Source organism: Streptomyces sp. NBC_00433 (assembly GCA_036015235.1).
GTDB lineage: Bacteria > Actinomycetota > Actinomycetes > Streptomycetales > Streptomycetaceae > Actinacidiphila.
The window spans coordinates 2685460-2702848 of sequence record CP107926.1; the positions used below are offsets into that span (position 1 = coordinate 2685460).

At 71.0% G+C, this 17389-nt stretch carries 16 protein-coding genes; 9 read left to right on the forward strand and 7 right to left on the reverse strand.

Annotated features, from left to right (window positions below; translation table 11 throughout):
- Positions 1-18 precede the first annotated feature (18 nt).
- The 7 genes from OG900_11055 to OG900_11085 all read left to right on the forward strand — a co-directional run bounded on the left by OG900_11055 (position 19) and on the right by OG900_11085 (position 7179).
- Positions 19-621 carry a hypothetical protein gene (locus tag OG900_11055; protein WUH90579.1) on the forward strand — a complete coding sequence of 201 codons (603 nt, stop codon included), beginning with the start codon at positions 19-21 and terminating at the stop codon, positions 619-621.
- On the forward strand, positions 618-1280 hold the full coding sequence (locus tag OG900_11060; protein ID WUH90580.1) for a hypothetical protein: 663 nt from the start codon (positions 618-620) through the stop codon (positions 1278-1280). The genes OG900_11055 and OG900_11060 overlap by 4 nt, the downstream gene beginning before the upstream one ends.
- Positions 1280-3088, forward strand: coding sequence for a toxin glutamine deamidase domain-containing protein (locus OG900_11065; protein ID WUH90581.1), 1809 nt, complete (start codon positions 1280-1282; stop codon positions 3086-3088). Before OG900_11060 ends, OG900_11065 begins: the two co-directional genes overlap by 1 nt.
- Before the next feature lie 3 nt (positions 3089-3091).
- Positions 3092-3382: a hypothetical protein gene (locus OG900_11070; GenBank protein WUH90582.1), complete on the forward strand. Its 291-nt coding sequence runs from the start codon at positions 3092-3094 to the stop codon at positions 3380-3382.
- A gap of 239 nt (positions 3383-3621) precedes the next feature.
- Positions 3622-5313 carry a toxin glutamine deamidase domain-containing protein gene (locus OG900_11075; protein WUH90583.1) on the forward strand — a complete coding sequence of 564 codons (1692 nt, stop codon included), beginning with the start codon at positions 3622-3624 and terminating at the stop codon, positions 5311-5313.
- Positions 5314-5450: 137 nt separating this feature from the next.
- Positions 5451-5810 carry a YrhB domain-containing protein gene (locus OG900_11080; GenBank protein WUH90584.1) on the forward strand — a complete coding sequence of 120 codons (360 nt, stop codon included), beginning with the start codon at positions 5451-5453 and terminating at the stop codon, positions 5808-5810.
- Positions 5811-5814: 4 nt separating this feature from the next.
- Complete coding sequence (locus OG900_11085; GenBank protein ID WUH90585.1) at positions 5815-7179, forward strand: YrhB domain-containing protein; 1365 nt, start codon at positions 5815-5817, stop codon at positions 7177-7179.
- Between the two features lie 73 nt (positions 7180-7252).
- On the opposite strand, the gene mycP (OG900_11090) is transcribed toward OG900_11085, so the two are convergent.
- The 7 genes from mycP (OG900_11090) to eccB all read right to left on the reverse strand — a co-directional run bounded on the left by mycP (OG900_11090) (position 7253) and on the right by eccB (position 14612).
- Positions 7253-8512: a type VII secretion-associated serine protease mycosin gene (gene mycP, locus OG900_11090; protein WUH90586.1), complete on the reverse strand. Its 1260-nt coding sequence runs from the start codon at positions 8510-8512 to the stop codon at positions 7253-7255.
- 162 nt (positions 8513-8674) lie between these two features.
- Positions 8675-8971, reverse strand: a complete 297-nt coding sequence (locus OG900_11095; protein WUH90587.1) for a WXG100 family type VII secretion target — start codon at positions 8969-8971, stop codon at positions 8675-8677.
- Between the two features lie 98 nt (positions 8972-9069).
- Positions 9070-9408, reverse strand: a complete 339-nt coding sequence (locus OG900_11100) for a WXG100 family type VII secretion target (protein ID WUH90588.1) — start codon at positions 9406-9408, stop codon at positions 9070-9072.
- A gap of 139 nt (positions 9409-9547) precedes the next feature.
- Positions 9548-10945 carry a type VII secretion-associated serine protease mycosin gene (gene mycP / locus OG900_11105; GenBank protein ID WUH90589.1) on the reverse strand — a complete coding sequence of 466 codons (1398 nt, stop codon included), beginning with the start codon at positions 10943-10945 and terminating at the stop codon, positions 9548-9550.
- A gap of 43 nt (positions 10946-10988) precedes the next feature.
- Entirely contained in the window at positions 10989-12464 is a 1476-nt protein-coding gene (locus OG900_11110; GenBank protein WUH90590.1) for a hypothetical protein, read from the reverse strand.
- An 85-nt stretch (positions 12465-12549) separates the two neighbouring features.
- Positions 12550-13026, reverse strand: a complete 477-nt coding sequence (locus tag OG900_11115) for a hypothetical protein (protein ID WUH90591.1) — start codon at positions 13024-13026, stop codon at positions 12550-12552.
- A gap of 83 nt (positions 13027-13109) precedes the next feature.
- Positions 13110-14612: a type VII secretion protein EccB gene (gene eccB / locus OG900_11120; protein ID WUH90592.1), complete on the reverse strand. Its 1503-nt coding sequence runs from the start codon at positions 14610-14612 to the stop codon at positions 13110-13112.
- Positions 14613-14779: 167 nt separating this feature from the next.
- On the opposite strand from eccB, the gene eccE reads away from it, so the two are divergent.
- Positions 14780-16081 carry a type VII secretion protein EccE gene (eccE, locus tag OG900_11125; GenBank protein ID WUH90593.1) on the forward strand — a complete coding sequence of 434 codons (1302 nt, stop codon included), beginning with the start codon at positions 14780-14782 and terminating at the stop codon, positions 16079-16081.
- A complete protein-coding gene (locus tag OG900_11130) occupies positions 16081-16878 on the forward strand; it encodes a hypothetical protein (protein ID WUH90594.1) in 798 nt (265 codons plus the stop codon). The genes eccE and OG900_11130 overlap by 1 nt, the downstream gene beginning before the upstream one ends.
- The last annotated feature ends 511 nt before the right edge of the window (positions 16879-17389 follow it).

Consider the following 17389-nt stretch of genomic DNA (forward strand, 5'->3'; position numbering starts at 1 on the left):
GGCGATGGGGGCACGATCATGAAGTCGGACTGGGACCGGCTGTTCGGTTCCGGCGGTGACGGGGCGCCGGGCGCGAACGGCGCCGACGCCGGCGGCGGCAGCGCCGCGAAGGCGGCCTGGTCGCGGCTGACGGACCTGGTGGACGGCGCGGGCGACAGCCCGCCCGTGCCGGTGGATGCGGCCTTCGGGATGCTGCCGAGCGCCCAGGAGGGCGCGCACGCCGCGCTGGTCTCCGAACTGGCCGACCTGCACGCCGGGAACGGCGACCCCGACGCCCTGCTCGACGCCTTCCGCGCCGGCCTGGTCATGGTGCCGACGCTGGAGGGCGGCGACCTGTGGGCGACGACTCTGGGCGGTGTGCACTGGGTGTACGCCTTCTCCGACGACACCGAGCTGGCGCGTTTCGCGGTCGCGCGCGGCGCCGACGGCTCGTCGGACGTGGACTTCGTGACGGTCTACGGCTGGCGGCTGCTCGACGAGGTGGTGCCCGCGGTCGGCGAACCGGCCGGTGTGGCGCTGGACGTGGCGGGCGCACGGCCGATGATCTTCCCGCCGGTGGCGGGTGTGGTACCTGACAGGGCCGCGGTGGACACCGCGGCGGTGAACGGGGAGGAACGATGACCGGAGGCGGCGGGGGCGGCGGCGGTTACAACGTCACCGAGACGGCGCTCGCACAGACGGCGGCCGGGCTCAACGGCGTCATCCACGAACTGCAGTCGATGGGCCAGGAGGCGGCGGCCGACGTCGGCCGCGGCTTCTCCAACCTCAAGCTGACCGGCATGCAGACCGGGCACTCCGGGCTCACGTCGGCCTTCGACGGCTTCTGCGACCGCTGGGAGTGGGGTGTGCGGACGATCGTCCAGGACGCCGACCAGATCGCGCAGCGGCTCGGCCTGGCGGCGGGCACGTACTACGAGATGGACCAGTACGCGATGAAGACCCTCAAGGTCGTCGTGGCCTCCGACATCGGCAACCCGAACCTGACGGAGGAGCAGGAGGAGAACATGTCGTGGGGCCAGATCGGGTCCGACAACCCGGTCAACGACTTCCTGCACCCCGACTTCAGCGCGAAGTCCGCCCGGCAGGCGGCGTCCGACATGGGGCAGACCTGGAAGGACACCGCCCACGACATGAGCCGGTCGATACCGCTGGAGACCGCGGCGACCCTCAGCGGGCACAAGGACGACTACGACCAGGGTCTCGACCAGGTCTACGGTCCGACCCCCGAGGAGCGCGCGCAGCAGCAGGCACAGGGCGGTGGCACCGGCAGCGGCGGCTGATGGGCGTCCGGTCGCTGGTCGACGCGCTCGGAGACGGCGGCGACCGGCTGCTGCGCTCCGCGAAGCACGAGGTCGGCAGCATGATCGACGACGACGCCCACTCGCTGGCCGCGGGTTTCGACGCCGCGGGGCTGCACCGCGTGGCCGACTGGACCGGGGACACCGGCGACCTGGTCGCCGACCGGCTCGGGGTGCGGATCGCCGAGCAGCAACTGGGCGGGAGCGACGACCCGAAGGACCTGCTGCACGGCGACTCCGGCCGCCTCCGTGGCGCCGCCGGCCATCTGCGCCGGCTGCACACGGCCTTCGACACCGGGCGTGCGGGCCTGTCCCGGCTCGACCCCGGCAGCTGGAACGGCGCGGGCGGCGACGCCTTCCGCGCGGCCTTCACACCGCAGCCCGCGGCCTGGGACCGGGCGGCGACCGCCTGCCTGGAGGCGGCGAACGCGCTGGAGCGCTACGCCTTCACCGTCGACTGGGCGCAGCGCCAGGCCGCGGAGGCCGTCCGGCTGTGGACGAAGGGGGTACGGGCGCGCAAGGAGGCCGCGGCGGCATACAACGCGCGGGTCGACCGCTACGAGTCCGCGCTCGCGGCCGGCGGCGACGACCTCCCGGCCAGGCCTGGCCCCTTCACCGACCCGGGCGCGGAGGACCGCGGCGCTGCCGGCGACCTGCTGGCCGCGGCGCGGGAGCAGCGCGACACGGTGGCCCGCGGCGCCGAGGCGGCCGTGAGGTCCGCGACCGGTCTCGCCCCCGGGCTGCCGGACTTCGCCGGCCGCTTCAGGGCCGACGCGACCGATCTGGTGGACGACGCGCCGGTCCGCCTGGAGCACTTCGCCGGGGGGCTGATCCGCTCGGGCTCCGACATGGTGCGCTTCACCCGCGGCCTGAACCCGTACGACGCGTACAACCTGACCCATCCCGCCGCCTATGTGACGCGGCTCAATGCCACGGCCGCCGGGCTGCTCGATCTGACGGCACATCCCGAGCGGTTGCCCGCGCTGGTCCTCGGTGCCGGCTGGGGCCGCGACAGTGACGAGGCGGGCGGGCGGCTGCTCGGCAATGTCCTGCTGGCCGTGGCAACGGACGGGGGCGGTACGGCCGGCCGCAATGCGGTGGGCCGGCGGAACGCCGTACCGGCGCGCGGTGCCGCTCTCGACGACATCCGCGGCGCCCTGCGTGACGGGCCCGACGGGCTGCAGCCGGTCAACCGGGCGCACCAGCGGATGCTGGAGAGGGCGGTGCCGCGCCACCCCGACGGCAGTTTCCAGCGCTATCCGGACCCGCGCGGTGTGTGGACGAGGCTGCAGAACGACGGCGGCACCAGGGTGGCGGGACGCGCCAACAACTGCGCCGACAACGTCCGTGCCGCGCTGGAGACCTGGTACGGCAATCCGCAGGTCGCCGCGGCTCGTACGCTCGGCAGGGCGGCGAACGGAAAGCTCGACATGGTGAGCGCCGAGCGGTTCGGCGTGGAGAACGGCAACGCCTGGGGCGGCACCTCCATCGGCTACACCGGTCCCGGGCCCGCCGCCTACCAGCGGGTGGCCGACGACCTGCGCGGCTCCGGGCACGGGTCGAGCGCCTTCGTCCACGTCGAATGGTGGCCGACCGCCGCCGGTGTGCGCACCTCTCATGTCTTCACCGCGCTGAACCACCGCGGCGAGGTCTTCTGGTTCGACCCGCAGTCCGGCCTCGTGAGCACCAACCCGATCCACTGGGCGGTGCGCCATGTCTTCCACTACGTATTGGACGCCGACCGGCGCCCTGTCACCCGCGAACCGGCCGTGACCGCGGCCCCGGAGTAGCCGATGAACGCAGACGACGCCCGGCGTATCGCCGCCCGCAGCTACTGCTGGCAACTGCCGAACGGCGAGCCGGCCCCGACAAGCGCCACCGAATTCGACCTCGGCTACATCGTGATGCCCGTCCTCCCGCCGCCCCCGCCGCAGCTTCCCGGACAACCGCCGCCCATTTCGCAGCCCGGCACGGCCGCGATCGTCGTCGACAAGGCGACAGAATCAGCCACCGTCGTGCCGTACCGAGGCGACGAGGGAACAGCCGACCACTACCGCCAGACGTATCGGCAGCCGCGCCCCTGACGGGACGGCGACGGTCCGGCACCGCGCCGCGGACCTGCGGAGGGGGCCGCGGCGGCCCAACCGGAAGGCCGCAAAGGTCCGTTCCGCCGGGCTCTGTCGCCCCGCCTGGCCTGGACGTTCCGGTCCCGGAGATGCGACCCCCGGCCGGGACCTGAGAGGATGACCCGGATCGGCAACACAGCAACCAGCGGACCGGCCGCCGAACCGGTTCCGCAGAACAGCACCGCGGGGGTGGGCTGATGGGTCTCGGTAGTCTGATCGACAAGATCGGCGACGGTGGCGAGAAACTGCTCGGCAAGGCCAAGCAGAAGGCCGGCGAACTGATCGACGACGGCGCCCACTTCGTCGGTGACAACCTGGACCATGTCGGCCTGCACGACGCGGCCGACTGGGTCGACGACCAGGGCGACTCCATAGCCGACCACCTCGGCGCGCACGTCGACGAGCAGCAGCTCGGCCAGACCGAGGACCCCAAGGAACTGGTGCACGGCGACTCGAACAAGATCCGCGAGGTCTCCGGTCACCTGAGCCGCTTCCACAGCGCCTTCGACACCGGCCACACCGGTCTGACCCACCTCGACCCCGGCAGCTGGGAGGGCGACGGCGCCGAGGCCTTCCGGGCGAAATTCGCCTCGCAGCCCGCCAAGTGGGCCAAGGCAGCGACCGCCTGCCAGGACGCGTCGAACGCGCTGGAGCACTACGCCTTCACCGTCGACTGGGCCCAGGGCCAGGCCAAGGAGGCCGTCCGGCTCTGGAAGCAGGGCACCGAGGCACGGAAGAAGGCCGCGGCGGCGTACAACGCGAAGGTCGACCAGTACAACACTGACCTCGCCAGCTACAAGGACCTGGTCGACGGCGACAGCGACCCGGGCAAGCCGCCGGTGGCTCCCGACGCCTTCGTCGACCCGGGCGCCGGCGACAAGAGCCACGCCCAGGAGATACTCAGCTCGGCCCGCAAGCAGCGCGACACCGTGGCGGGCGAGGCCGAGGCCAAAGTGCGTACCGCCACCGCGCTCGCGCCGCAGAAGCCGGACTTCACCGACCGGATGAAGGGCGACGGCGGCGACTTCCTGAAGTCGGCGCCGATACAGGCCGAGCACTTCGCCGGCGGCCTGATCCGCTCGGGCACCGACATGCTGAAGTTCGTCCGCGGCCTGAACCCGTACGACCCGTACAACCTCACCCACCCCGCGCAGTACCTGACCCACCTCAACTCCACCGCCGCGGGCCTGGTCGACATGACCGCGCACCCCGAGCGGCTGCCCGGCATCCTGCTCGGCAGCGGATGGGGCTCCGACGGCGACGAGGCCGGCGGCCGCCTGGTCGGCAACGTGCTGCTGGCACTGGCCACCGACGGCGGCAGCGCCGGCGCCAAAGCGGGCGCCGAAAGCGCCGGCAAGGACGCGGCCGAGCAGGCGGCAAAGGACGCCGCGGAGAGCGGCTCCAAGTGGAAGGGCCTCGCCAGGTCCACCTCCGACGTCAAGGGCGAGGCCTTCCACCAGGGTTCGATGACCCCAGCCGAGGAGGCGCAGTTCCTGCACGACGAATACCCCTGGCTCAAAGACGTCAACGAGACCGGCCAGCCGGGCTACACGCAGAACTGCTCGAAGAACGTCGAGGCGGTCAACGAGCGCCTCGACGGCATCCCCTCCAAGGCCACCCCGCTGCAGAACCCGCAGTGGCCCAGCCCGGCACGCCTCGGCAATCCCGGCGCCAAGTTCGAGGACGTCGGAAGCTACGACGACATCATCAACGACATGAACGCGCGCGGTGAGGGCTCCCGAGGCGTCGTCTACGTCGGCCGCGGCAATTCCGCGCACGTCTTCAACGTCGTGCACGACAGCAACGGCGTCGTCTTCCTCGACGGCCAGACCGGCCGGCTGGCCCAGTTGGAAAAGGGCGTGAAGATCCAGTACATGCCGTACAAGTAGCCTGAACACCCGAGCAACTGACACGGCCGACGTGACCTGACGAGGCTCTGACGTGACCGACACGTTCGGCAGCCGCCGCGCGGGGTCGGCCGCAGGACGGCGCGCAACGCCGTACGACGAAGAAAGGTGCACCCGTGATGACCGAGGAGGAGGCGCTCGCCGCCGCCTGGGCGTTCCTTCGGGACAGGTTCGGCGACGGCCCGCCGACGATCGTGGTGGAGCCGGGAAGCACCACCGAATACCGCTTGGCCTGGACCGTCGGCTTCGACTCCCAGGAGCACATCGACACCGGTGACATGACCCAGGCACCCATGGTGCGGGAGATCGTCGTGTTCAAGGACGGCTCGCTGATCGACTTCACCCCGAGCGCGCTGAGCACGCAGAATGCCGTGGCGTGGTTCGAGGACGGCGTCTGGCCCGAGCAGCTCAGCCGGCTGACCGACCCGCGGGTCTTCGGCACCCAGTGGATCCACGAGCCCCCGTCCGCCGGGGCGTGAGGACATGACCGACCCGTACGGACTCGCCCACGAGTGGCTGCGGTCCGCCTACGACGTGCCGGTGCGGTTGCAGCGCGCCCCGATTGCCGAGACGCCGCAGGCCTGGGTGTTCAGCACCGCGCTGGAGCCGGCGGCGGCCGGCGCGCACCGGCAGGCCGCGCCCGCGCCGCTGCTGACGTCGCTGCTGTGCGTGCCCAAGAACGGCATGCCGCCCTTCCACCCGGCCACCGACGATCCGTGGGGCGACCTGGCCGACTTCGAGAGGGACCCGCGGCCCAGGGACCCCGCCGAGCAGGCCCGCAGGACGAACGCCAGGGGCGCGGTGCTCGCGGCCCACGCGACCGTCGGCGGCGCGCCCGCGACGGCCCTGCCCTGGCAGTCCGCGCACGAGAGCCCCACCTGGTGGGACGACTTCCTCCTGCGGTATTTCCCGACGGCCGAGGTCGGGCCGTGCCCGGACTGGGAGACGGTGATCTCGGCAGTCGGCGAACTGGGCCCGGGCACCGCCGGCGTGGTGTGGATCCGCCGGGAACTGCACGGCGCCGAGGCGACCGGCCACCTGCTCTACGCCCACAACAAGGACGGCCAGGTCGCGCTGCTCGACCCGCAGGCCCGGCGGCTCGCCAGGCTGGAGACCGAGAACGTACGGGAGATCGTGCTGGCCCGGATCCCGCCGGGATCCACGCGGGACGCGCAGGGCACGCGGGAGGCGCGCGACGTGCGGGAGGCGCGGGAGGCGCCGCCTTCCGCCGCGCGGGCCGCAAGGGGCGTGACCGACCTGGCGGCAGCGGTGCGCGCGGCCGAGGCGTGGCTTGAGTACGTGCACGGCGACCAGGTCGTCCTTGTCGAGCCCTCCCCCGCCGACGAGACAGCCCGCGGCTGGCTGTTCGCCTGCAATACCCGCGCCTTCCTTGCCGACGGCAATCCGCAGCACGCCATGCTGGACGCGGCACTGGTGGTGCCGAAGGACGGCTCCGCGCCGTTCGGGCTGCCCAATTCCGACCCGTGGGACTGGTTCGACCGCTGGGACCAGGGCGCACAGCCCGGCACCGACGGCTTCCCGCTGCCGCCGGAGCCGGGCCCCGCGGCCTGGTTCGCACCGACGATGAGCCCGCTCGGCGCGGTCCTTTCCGTGACCGACTACACCGATTGGCAGACCCTGGTGGCCGGCCTGACGGAGATGCCGGTCGGGTCGCGGTCCGTGGTGTGGGTGCGCAGGAACGACCGGCGCGGCCGCGAGTCGGTCGGGCTGCTGTGCGTTGCCGCGCAGACCGAGAACGGCCTGGTCCTCATCGACACGGCGAGGGACGCCCCGGTGGAGCTGGAGACCGACGGCGTACGGTCGCTGCACCTGGTTCAGTACCGCTGAAGGCCGCACGCGGGCGTCTGCGGGCGTCGTTCCCGGCTCACAGGGTTCATCGCCTTCGGGCGGACCCGGCGGGTCAGGAGCGGCGCCTGCGGTCACGCAGCGCCACCGTCGTACCGGTGACCAGCAGCAGCGCCACCGCCATACCGCTCACCACATACGCCGCGGTGCGCTTCTCCCGCTGCCTCGCGGGATCGCCGAAGGTCAGCGCGGCGGGCACGACCCGGTCCTGGCCCTTGAGCATTCCGGGGTCGGGCGTCGGCGACTCGATCGGCTTCTCGTCGTCGGTGAGCGCGCGGACCGGGTCCACGACACCCCAGCCGACCAGCGAGTTGTGGCCGAGCGAGGTGCGCTGCGCGGTCTGCTCGATCTGCGCGATCACCTGCGCCGCCGTCCAGTCCGGGTGCTTGTCACGGATCAGCGTCGCGACGCCGGCGACGTAAGGCGCGGCGAAACTGGTGCCGTTGTCCACGCACTGGCCGCCGCCGGGCACGGTGGACAGCATGTCCACACCGGGCGCCGCCACCCCGACGAAATCCCCCGCCTGGGAGAAGGAGGCGCGCTCGTTGTTACGGTCCGACGCGCCGACGGCCAGAACACCCGGGTAGGCGCCGGGATAGGTCGTACGCGCCTTGCCGTCGCCCCCGTCGTTGCCCGCGGAGGCGATGACCACCGCGCCCGAACGCACGGCCGCGGCAATCGCGCTCGCCAGCTCGGGTGTGCTGGTCGACGTGTCCTGCGAGATGTTGATGACCTTGGCATGGGCGGCGACGGCCTTCTGCAGCGCGGTCACCAGATGGGGCACCGTGCCGGTGCCGTCCTCGCTCGCCTGCCGGATCGAGACGATCGTCGCCTGGGGCGCGAGCCCCTTGAAGCCGGTGGAAGCCGCCGGACGGGCGGCGATGATGCCGGCCACCTCCGTACCGTGCCCGACCGGGTCGGTGGTGCCGTTGCCCTTGGCGTCTATCAGGTCGACGCTGTGCGCCACATCGACCGCCGAGGCCAGCTGGGGGTTCTTGACGTCCACCCCGGAGTCGATCACCGCGACGACGACGCCCTTGCCCTGGTGGGTGCCCTGCCACAGCTGGTTCACCAGCACGCGCTGCAATGACCAGGGGGTCTGCTTCACGGGCGGTGCCGGGAATGTGCACTGGCCGTCGCCGTCGAGCGGCTGGGCGGCATGCGGCGAGTCCGGCTGGACGGGAGCGGCCGTCGCCGGAGAAGCGAGCGCGGGCGAGGCCGCGCCCAGCACGACCCCAGGCAGCAGCGCCAGCGCCGCGACGCCGGCGGCAGCCACGGACACCGCACGCCGACGCGGCGACCCTGCAACCCTCACGACGCCTCTCCTCGGCCCGTACACCCCGATGAACCGGCCCGACACCGACCCGCCGGTCGGCCGCCATGACGGCCGGCCGGTCCGGGTCGGCCGCACGGCCGGTCAGTTCAGCCTCGGTGGCCGGTCAATTCGGCCTCGAAGGCTGGTCGTTCAGCCTCTGTGTCAGCCGAAGTACGACGCGGCCTTCTTGTCGGCCGCGTTGTAGTGACCGCTCGCGATCTGCACCTTGCTGGCGATCGACTCCAGCACCTCGTGCATGTGGTGCGTACGGTTCGCCCACTCGTTCGCGACCGCGTGGAAGGCGGTCTGCGCGTCGCCCTCCCAGTACGCGGCGACCGCGCGGACGCGGGTCAGCAGGTTGTCGAGGTCGGTCTCGAGCTGACCGGCCTGATGCTTGATCGCGCCCGCTGCCTCGTCGAGCGAGGAATATGTGACCTTGAGTTCACCGGGATCGGACATGATTACCCCCCATGGAAGTAGGTGATACGGCTCGTGACGTAATGGTCGAGACCAGGTGACAATCGACGACCAGGTCAAGGACCCGGTCGGAGACCGGGTCAGAGACCGGCGATACCGCTGCCCGCGGCGCTGCCGTTGATGTCGATGCTCTTCATGTCCTGGAGGACGTCCTCGTCGGTCGAGCCCGAGGTGAGGTTCGTGTCGTGCACGGCTTCCTTGATCTTGTTCAGCAGGATCGCCAGCACACGGTGGTCCTCGTTGATCAGGCTCTGCTGCGAGTTGAAGGCGTTGGCACCGATACCCCGCCAGTGACCTTCGAGGTTGTCGATCACCGTCTGAAGCGCCTTCACCTGACGGTCCATCGAGCCGACCATGTCGTAGATGTCGGTTTCCAGCTTGGCCAGCGAGGCCGCGGTGACTTTCATTCCGGCAGTCATGGTTTCTGCCCCTCCCCCATGCAATCGCGTGTACGTCGTCGCGAGCGAATACGTTACCCGCTCACTCTAGCCACAACACCTACCGATCCCAACAGGACACCCCGTGGTCTCAGTTGTGCCCTCACCTGCCCCACCAGCCTTAGTAGGGCGGCGGCGGAGGCGGCCGGTAACCACCGTACGGCGGCTGTTGCGGATGATGCGGCGGCAGCGGTGGCCGCGGCGCGTATACGGCGGCGGCCGAAGCAGCCGCCGCGGCACGCCGGCGCCGGCCGCGCATCGCGAGCGCCGTCCCGCCGGCCGCCAACACGACGACGGCCGCACCCGCGGCGATCCACGGCGTCGAACTACTGCCGCCGCCACCGGAGTCCGACCCCTCGGCGACCGCCTTGTCGGACGACGAAGCCGAGGGCGCCGGAGCAGCCGTCCCGGCGGCGCCGGACGTCGGCGTGGCGGACGGCTCCCCGTCCCCGCCTTGCTGCCAGCCCTCGTGCTCCGCCAACGGGTAGACATCGGCGGGCCCGGGATCCCCCGGCGTCTGCAGAGCGACCCGCGGCCGCACGGCGCCATACCCGATCGAGTCATTCCGCTCGGCCCCATCGGTGGGCTTCGACGCGGTGTTGAGCAGCACCCGCAGGACCTGGTTGGCGGTCCAGGAGGGGTGGGCGGACCAGACGAGGGCGGCGGAGCCGGAGGTGAGGGCGGAGGCGTCGCTGGTGCCGCTGCTTGTGTTGACGCAGTTAGCCCGAATCCCGCTCGGGCAAGCCTTTGAGATGTTGTCGCCGACAGCGGAGAGGTCTACTTGGGGGCCCTTGGTGGACAAGGGAAGAGCGTTTCCGTTGCGGTCAAGAGCCCCGATGCCAGCGACACCGCGGCTGGCTGCCGGATATTCCACCGGGCTGCCCTTCTCACCTGAGTTACCTGTGGAGGCGAAGATAAGCTTGCCCTTACTCCGCGCGTAGTCCAGGGCACTCTGAAGGGCTGCAATGTCGTTTGGCTGCAGCGACGTAGCTGGCACGCCCTGGGAGATATTGATGACCCGCGCCTGGCTGTCAGCCGCATATCGCACTGCCTTGTCCAGCTCGACCGTAAAGGACACTGCGCTGGCCGCTTCGTTTGTGTCACGAGGGTCGTTCAGGATCCTGATTGGAAGGATCTTCGCTTCCGGGGCCACACCGATCGCCCCTGTGCCGCCTTCCGAAGCTCCCGTTCCAGCAATGAGGCTGGACATGCCAGTACCGTGACCAATCTTGTCGTCATACGGCGAATCGACTGGGTAGGTGAAGCTCTTCCCGTCGAGTACCTGGCCCTTCAGGTCCGGGATGCTTCGATCCACGCCCGTGTCAATCACCGCGACGGTGATGCCTGCGCCTTTGCTGATCTTCCAGGCTTCCGGCAGCCTCATCGCGTCAACGTGCCACTGCAGTTGGCGCACAGTCTGCCCCTGCGCGGGCAGCGCCCCGATGCTCAGCATCAGGGCGCCACTGGTGGCGACGACAGCCAGGGCACGTTGTACCCAGGTACGTGCCCGGCGTTTCATCGCTCTTCTCCTCGCGGTACGGCTCAGTCGGATCGCCGTTGGGTCAGTCAATAACCGGCGGTGCGACGTCGTCACGGGTCGGGATCCAGTCGTCCTCTTCGATGAGGTGATCGGGACGGCGGTTACTGCGACGCCGGTCACGGTCGGAGGAACGGCTCGACCCGGGCGCGAACTCGCCGGCCGGAGTCCGGCCCACGACCCCGCCGGGCTCGCTCGCCAACCGGCCTGCGCTGCTGCGGTTCATAGCGCTACGGCCGCCCATGCCGGGGCTGCCGCCTTCTGCCATCCCGCCGCCAGGCATCCGCGCGGCGGCACCCCGGCCCCCGATGACGCTGCCCCGAGGCACCTGGCCCTGAGGACGACCGCCGAGCATCTCCGGCTCGGTCGACGGACGGCCGCCGAAGATGCCGTTGGTCGTGCTGCGCCGCATAGGCGGAGCGGCGCCGATCTCCTCAGCAGGCGGCGTCCTCGGCATGTTCCGCGGGTTGAGGGGACCGGTACCACGCGGACCGCCGGCGGTGTTGATCGGCTCGACGTTGCGCGACTGGTTCGGCAGCGTGGGGCCGGGGCGGCCGAACTGCTGGTTCTGATTAGGGATCGGCTGGAACGAATTACTCAGGTTCGGCCCACTGAGGTTGGGACCGCCCCCACCACCGGTGTTCGGAGCCACCGGAGTCGGCTGCGTCGGCGCGACCGGAGCCAGCGGTCCGGTCGACTGGATGTGCGTCACCGGCGGCGCGCCGTTATCCGGCGCATGTGCGACCGGCGCACCAGTCGTCGACAGGTGCGTCGCGTCACTGCTGACCGACACCTTCTGCAGCCCGCTGTGCTCCGCGGGCTTGACCGAATGCGACGAGCTACTACTGCTACTTGATGCGTAAGGTTCCGACGCTCCAGTCGTGGAGCTATACCTCGAAGGGTCATCTGCCCGCACACCCGGCGGCGGCACGAACGTGGCCGGCATCGGCGGATACGTCGGCGGCTGCGCATTGTTGATGATCGCCGCCGAGAACGAGTACGACTGCGCCAGCTTGTGCATCTGGTCCGCCGCCTGGATGCGGGCCGTCTCCAGTTGCGTGTGGGCCTGCGAGATTTCCTTCTGGCCGTCGGGGTCGTGGCGGGCCGCGGGGTCGGCGTGCAGGGCGTCGTAGGTGGCCTTGGCGCCGGCCGGGACCTTCGGGATGTCGCGCTTGACCGTGCGCAGCGTGTCCGCCGCGGCCGTGAGGGCCTTGCCGGTGGAGTCGGCGTAGTCGCCCAGCGCCAGCGTGGACTTGGCGACGTTCTTGCCCCAGTCCTTGAAGGCGGCGCCCGAGGCGCCTTCCCAGTCGACGTAGGCGATGTGGTCGTTGAGGTCCGTGCCGATCTGGTTGATCTTGGTGACGGCCGTGGTGAGGCGGTCGCCGAAGCCGGCGAGTGCCTCGGGGTCGGCGTTCTGGACCATGCTCAGCATCGCCTCGTGGGAGAACGACTCGAAGTCCGTGCGGGAGAAGTCGAGCGCGTGCTCGACCGACTTCACCACGTTGCCGAACCACCCGCCGGGGGTGCTCCCTGACTGGTCGGTCATGTCCTGCCCCCGTTTTCTGTTGCGTCGTTCGTGCGGCTGGTCATCCGACGCCCCCGCTGCCGGCCTGTGAACCGCCGCCGCCATTGTCCCCGGCGTTGTCAGCGGGGCGGCCTGCGATGTTGGCCTTCGGCGCGTTCGGGTCCAGTGCCGGGTTGTACGCCTGGACGATCTGGTCGTTGAGGTCGAGGAGTTTGCGCTGGGTGCCGAGGTCGACGTTCTTGAAGGTCGAGTGCCCGATGTGGAGCGAGAGGCTCATCGCCTCGATCTGGCTGGACAGCGTCACCGACAGCTGTTCCAGCTGGCCGTGGACGTAGTTGTACGCCTTCATCAGATCGTCGGCCTCGCCGAAACCGTGGCCGATCTGGGCGGACTTGACCCGTCCCTGGCCGATCTCCTTCGGTGCGAAGTCCGAGCCGTCCAGCTCGTCGAGCAGCCCGTCCACGCGGGTCTTGAAGCTGCGCAGGTCCTCCAGCGCAACGTTCAGACTTGCACCGCCGCCGTCTGCTGGTGCTTCCATTCGAGCGTCGCCCTCCCCCGTGACACCGGTGGCCACAGACACCACCTGCGTTGAGTTTACCCGTATACCGTTGCGCGGCGCGATCAGGATCCCTGCGGTTGTGCCGCGCTCGCGGTGTCCAACGAGGGGCCCTTCGGGAGAAGTTCGGACCAGACGGACGGGATCGACATGGGCTTGACGTCCTGGTAGCCGAGCCGCACCGCGGCCTGGTTGATCTCCTGCTTCGCGTCGGACGCCTTGTTGGCCGCGGCGCTGTCGTTGTTGCGGGAGACCGCGTAGCGCAGGCCGGTGTCGGTGACCAGGAAGAGGGTGCCGCCGCTGGTGTCGGTGCCGCTGACCTCCTGGTAGAGCAGGCCGCTGCCGGGCGTGACGTAGGCGCTGCTGGCGCCCTCGACGATCTGCTCGGGGTAGTCCTTGCCCGCCCACAGGCTGAGCTTCGGTCCGTCCGTCGCGGTGGTGTCGCCGGTCAGCACACTGCACGAGATATTCCGGGGTGAATCGCCGTCCGGCGTGTTGACCTGGCTGGGGTCGCCCGCCGGCCAGTCCGTCGGCAGGAAGGGGCTCAGCGGGCTGTGCGGAATGCTCGTCTGCACAGGGGCGGTCTGGGTGTTGGCCTGGAGAAGCAGCAGTGACGCGAACCGGGTGATCGGTGCGACGCCGTCCTTGGTGACGACGTAGTACTGGTAGCCGGCTCCCGACGGGGCCCGCAGCACCGTGCCGACCGTGGAGTTGCCGCCGGGCACGCCGTCGACCTTCTCGGCGTCGCCGCGGTTGGTGATGGTCGGGAACCAGATGGGGGTCCCGGTGTGCAGCGAGGCGAGCCAGGTGTCGGAGACGGTCTGCGGTTGCGGGTTCTCGCCGAAGAGCGTGCGCAGCAGCACGCTCATGTCGTCCGCCTTCCGGCTCTTCGGGTCGGGGCCGCCCAGTTCGAACTTGGTGCCGTCGCTGGCGACGAGGTATTGGATGCCGTCCTGGTCCTGCACGTAGAGGACCTGGCCGCCGCCGAGCTTGGACCGGCCGCTCATGGCGGCCGCTTCGTCGCCGCCGAGTACGAACACCGCCTGCTGCGGGGCGTGGCTGGTGCCGCCGCCCGGCCGGTCGCAGACCGCCCAGACCTTCGCCTTGCCCGCGTCGGCGGCGCCGGGCAGTCGGTCGGGGGCGTAGGGAATTCCTATGGTGGCGCCGTGCTTGAGCCCGCTGTGGTCGAGCACGGACTCCTTGACCTTGATGACGTCGTAGGCCCCGGGGTCGAGCAGCAGTCGCGCCGACGCCATGTTCAGCACCGGGTGCAGCACGGGCTTGTGGGTGTCGACGTCGTTCAGTACGACGTAGCGCGTGGTGGACTCGTCGGCCACGATCACATGCTTGCCCGGTTCGTCCCAGCCGTGCGGCACAGAGGGGCTTATCAGTCCCCAGGCGCCGAAACCCGCGAGCAGTACGGCACCGACGACGATGCCCGGCACCAGGGTGCGCAGCGGGCGCGGGGCTCCCTCGTCGGACCCGGCGGGGCTGGGCTGGAGAAAGGCCGCCACCACGCGTTTGCGCGCGAAGGTGTAGGCGTTGAGCTGTTCCTTGCGTGAGGCCATCGTTCCGCTTTCCCCCCGGGTGACGTCCGCTGGGACCCGCTGCCGTCAGGCACCGTGCCGTCGCGTTGGCAGGGTCGGTCACCTACTATGCCGGGTGCGCCGCATGTCCTACGACACCGGTACGGTGAGGGGGCATCATGACGCCGCACGACGGAGGGCGCAGGGGGATGACCACCGCAAACACAGCACGCCGTGATCGCAGGCACGGTCCGGCACCGGCGGCGCTGCATCTGAGTTCGCGCCCCGGTCGGATCGGTGTGCTCCGGCTGCACCAACTGGCGCTGGTCGAGGTGGCCGCGGCGCTGGTGCTGATCGGTGCGGCGGCCGGGCGGGCGGTGATGGTGCCCTGCGCTGTGGTGGCGGTGCTGTTGGTGGCAACGGCCGTGATGCGGCGTCGAGGCAGGCCGCTGCCCGAGTGGCTGACCAGTGTGATGGCGATGCGTCGCCGGCAGCGCGATGCGGCCAGGGACGGAGCGGGGGACGCGGCGGCAGCGGGCGGCGTGGCAATTGCCGCGGGTTCGGGGCTCATCGACCCGGCTCTTGCGCCGATCACCGAGTGCGACCCGGCGCTCCGTACATACACGTTCACCGGCCGGCGCCGCGAGCGCAGCGTCGGGATGGTGGGCGACGGTACGTTCCTGACGGCGGTGCTGCTGGTGCAGTCGCGTGACGAACCGCTGCGCACCGCAAGGCCGATGCCGCTGGGGCTGCTCTATGACGCCCTGGAGGTCGACGACATATCGCTGGCGTCGGTCCAGGTCGTCCAGCACGTCCAGCCCGCCCCGGCTCCGCACCTTCCCCCGCAGGCGGTGGCGGCGGTGTCGTACGGCCCGTTGCAGGCGCAGTACGGCACGCCGGCGATACGCGTGACCTGGGTCGCGCTCAAGCTGGACCCCGAGTTGTGCCCGGAGGCGGTGCTGGCACGCGGCGGCGGCCTCGGCGGCGCCCAGCGCGCGGTGCTGCGGGCGGCGGACCACCTGGCCAGCAGGCTGGCGGGGGCCGGCTTCGAGGCGTCCGTGCTGGACGAGGAGGAGCTGACAGCGGCGCTGGCCACATCGGCGGGCGTCAACCCGCTCGCCACGGCACTGGCCGGGCGGATCGGCACGGGCCAGCGCAGGACGCTGGAGCGCAGCCGCGCCTGGCGCTGCGACGACCGCTGGCACACCACGTATTGGGTGGGGCGCTGGCCGCAGGGCGGCGGCGCGCTGCCTACGGCGCGGACGATCACCGCGCTCACCGCCGTGCCCGCCATGGCCGGAAGCTTCGCCCTGACCCTGAGCCGGGGCATCGGCCAGACACCGGCGCTCAGCGCGTACGTACGGATAACGGCCAGGGACGACCGCCAGCTCACCGCGGCACGCAGGGAATTGGAAAGGGTCGCGCGCCAGCACAAGGTGGGCCTTGTCAGGCTCGACCGCGAGCAGTTGCCCGGTGTGCTGGCCACGCTGCCGCTGGGAGGTACCAGCTGATGACCACTCATCCGATGCAGCAGGGGTACCAGGTGCCGCGCACAGGGATGCGCCCTGCCGCCGAGCCGGACCTTGCCGCGTCTCCACAGCGCCGCAAGGCAAAGCCGGGCTTCGGATTGCGCGGCCCGCGACGGGACCGGCACGGACTCTCGGCGCGACAGCTCGACTCGATGTCGCTTCCGCTGGGCGACGACGGCGTGGTCTCGGGCATCGACGAGGCCGGGAATCCCGCGGTTCTCGGCCTGTTCCGGCCCACGCAGCTGGACCTCGTGGTGATCGGCAGCGTCTGGACCGCGCAGGTGCTTGCCCTGCGCGCGGTCGGCACCGGTGCGCGCGTCGCGGTCGAGTCGGCCCGCCCACAGGTCTGGACGCCGCTGTCGCAGGCCGCGGGCGGCGGGCAACAGTGCATGACAGTGCACGACGTGAAGGAACTCCCCTCCCAGGGCCCGACGGTGTCCAGCCCCGTGCTGGTCGTACGGGACTGCGGCACCTACCCGCCGCGCAGCCGCCTCGCGAAGGCGCCGTGGCAGGCCGTGCTGACGCTGCTGCCCTTCCTCGGCCCGCAGGCGCCCAGGCTGCTCGGCGAGGCAGGCCTCGTCGGCATCCAGCGGGTCTCCCCGCAGGAGTCGGAGATTCTGGCCAAGGTGCTGCGGCTGACCCGCGAGGAGGCGGCGGCGCTGCCCGCTCTCGGTGACGGCGTCATGCTCTGGGGCACCCCGCAGCACCGGCAGTTCGTGCTGCTGCAGCCCACCGATGCGGAGGTGGGCCTCCTCGGGGAGGCCCGGCGCATCGACTGAACCCGGGCGGCCGGGACTGTTTCTGCGGGCCTGCGGCCTGGGCCCGCTTGCCGGCTTTGGTGCGGCTCGGCGTCGCCCTGCGCGGGCGGGGGCGTTTCTACGGCTTCGCCGTTGCGGTTGTCGTGGGCTGGGCGCGCAGTTCCTCGCCCCCCTGAGGGGGTGCCACTTGCCGTACGTACCTACTTGCGCGCCGTCTCGGCCGGGCGCGCACTTTCTCGCGCCCCTGGGGGTTGCCCCTCGGGCAGGTTTGGCGCCTTCTTCGCCGTCGTGGATACCGGCGGGTGGGTCGTGGTGTGGGGTGGGACGAACTGGGGCAGTAGGGCGGGGAACGGGCAGAATGAGGCGTGACGTGTCAGAGAGGGAAGGGCGCGTTCCGCTGCTGTTGGCGGTGGGGGAATGGGGGAAGCGGGAGCGGACGGCCTGACGGTGGACGTCCCCCGGCGATTAGGCTGTCCGTCGAGAGCGGCAGGACAGTCGCGAACGGGCGGTTGCCCTGCGGCGCACGGGGCGG